Annotated in this window: 2 protein-coding genes; both read right to left on the bottom strand. The window is 68.1% G+C overall.

What is annotated here, in order from left to right:
- The coding region (locus tag K789_RS0100095) for a PAS domain-containing protein (RefSeq protein ID WP_237739460.1) at positions 1–202 on the bottom strand (202 nt) is incomplete at its 3' end.
- Between the two features lie 164 nt (positions 203–366).
- Positions 367–2,223: putative bifunctional diguanylate cyclase/phosphodiesterase (locus K789_RS0100090; protein WP_024364964.1), on the bottom strand; the 1,857-nt coding region annotated here is incomplete at its 5' end.

The following is a 2,223-nucleotide window of genomic DNA, read 5'->3' as shown; positions in this document are numbered from 1 at the left end:
GCCGGCCAAACATCCGCAGGAAGCCGCCGCGCTCGTCCTCGGAGAGCAGGATGTTGTGCCCGACGCCGAGCAGCTGTTCGCGCGGATAGTCAAAGAGCCGCTCCGCTGCAGAGTTCACATACACGATGTTTCCGTCAGCGGTCAGCAGCAAGAAGGCATCGGGGCCCTGTTCGAGCAGGCTCTCTTCAATCCCAGTTCCCACGGCGATACCGGCCCCCAAACGACGGATGGTGTGTTGATGGCTGTCCGGGCCGGGGCCCGGGACAATGCGCTTCCTGCATCATAGGGTCCGTTGCGCCCGTATCCAGTACCCGGGCACTGGAACGTGCCGCGCCACAGGGGCGTTACCCGCGCGTTTCCGCCGCGTCACCGGTGTCCGGCGACCCGATCCCCCCGCAGGGCGGCGAACGCGTTGGCTGACCGGGCGATGGCGGCGGCCAGGTTCGGCTGGGCAACGGCGGCGGAGAACAGGAAGCCCTGCAGCGAATCGCACTCCAGATTGATCAGGTATTCGGCCTGTGCCGGCGTCTCCACACCCTCGACCGTGACGCTCAGTCCGAGGCCGTGGGCCATGGTGATCATGCAGCTGAGGATCGGAAGATTCTCCTCGCCCGTGCGGATCATGGAGGTAAAGGACTGATCGATCTTCAGGGTGTCCACAGGCAGCTCCTGCAGCCGGCCCAGCGAGGAGTAGCCGGTGCCGAAGTCGTCCAGGGCGACCCGGACCCCCGCCTTGCGGAGGGCCGTGAGTTGCTGGATGACGTGGCAGTCGTCGTCGAAGAAGACACTTTCGGTGACTTCCAGGACCAGCTGGCGTGGATCCACGCCGGCGGACTTGGCGACGGCCTGCACCAGCTCGGCGAAGTCCCCATGCTGCAGCTGCACCCCGGAGACGTTGACGGCGAGGGCGCGGGAGGAGTCCTCCGCGAGCCAGGGCCTCAACTCGGTGCAGCCCTTCAGCAGTACCTCGGTGCCGATCTCGACGATCAGGCCGCTGCGCTCCGCTGCCGGGATGAACTGCTGGGGCGGGACGGTTTCGCCGTCGCGCACCCAACGGGCCAGCGCCTCAACCTTGACCACGACGCCGAGCCGGGACGAGACGATCGGCTGGTAGTGCACTTCGATCTGGCCGGCGTCCACGGCCACCCGCAGCCCGGCCTCCAGCTCGGTGCGCTTCACGAGCGACTTCATCATCTCCGGCCGGAACCGCAGGAACCTGTTCTTCCCGGCACTTTTCGCCGCATACATCGCGACGTCGGCGCGGCGCAGCAGCTCGGAGGCGTCCACGGCGTCCTCATGGATGGATGCCAGTCCCAGGCTCAGGCTCGGGCGCAGCATGGTCCCGTCGATCCAGAGCGGCACCCGGAGCGAGTCGACGATCCGTCCGGCCACCGCCTCGGAGTCCAGCGAGCCGACCAGCAGCACCACGAATTCGTCACCGCCCAGGCGTGCTACAACGTCGTTCGGGCGGACACACTCCCGCAGCCGCCGGCCGACCTCGATCAGCATCTGGTCGCCGGCGTGGTGGCCCAGGATGTCGTTGACTTCCTTGAAGTCGTCCAGGTCCAGGAGGAGGACGTCGACGGCGGTCCCGCACGGCCCGCGCAGCGCTGCCTCGAGGTGGTCGTTGAAGAGCTGGCGGTTGGACAAGCCGGTCAGCGGATCCTGGAACGCGAGGGCCTTGAGCTGCGCGGCCTGCTCGGCGAGGTCGGCCATGGCCTGGGTGATCCGGTCCTGCGCGATCCGGGCCGGGGTGACGTCCCGGAAACTCCAGACCCGCCCGACCACCCGGTCCGCGACTTTCTGCGGGCGGGAGTAGCGCTCGAACGTCCGGCCGTCGCGGAAGTCCAGGACATCGTGGCTTTCGGCCGTCGGATCGGCGTAGAGCGCGGTGACCTTCTCCATGAACTGTGCGGGATCCACCAGCTGGTCCACAACGAAGCCGAGGACGGCGTCGTCGTTCTGGGTGGCCAGGAGCTCCCGCGGGATGCCCCACATGGAGACGAACTGGTTGTTGACACCGGCGATCCGGCCGTCCCCGCCGACCACCAGGATGCCGTCGGCCGTGGATTCCAGCGTGGCGCTGAGCAGGGACATGGCTTCGCGGAGTCCGGCATCCGCGGCGAGCCGGTGGGACGTGTCCCGGACGGCGACCGCCATGCTGATGGGCGCGCCGGCGGTGTCCTCCGCCAGCAGCGAGCAGGCGACCTCGCCCTGGAATTC

The organism is Arthrobacter sp. TB 26 (genome assembly GCF_000427315.1).
Taxonomy (GTDB): Bacteria; Actinomycetota; Actinomycetes; order Actinomycetales; family Micrococcaceae; genus Arthrobacter.
This window is presented reverse-complemented; position numbering and strand designations above follow the sequence as displayed.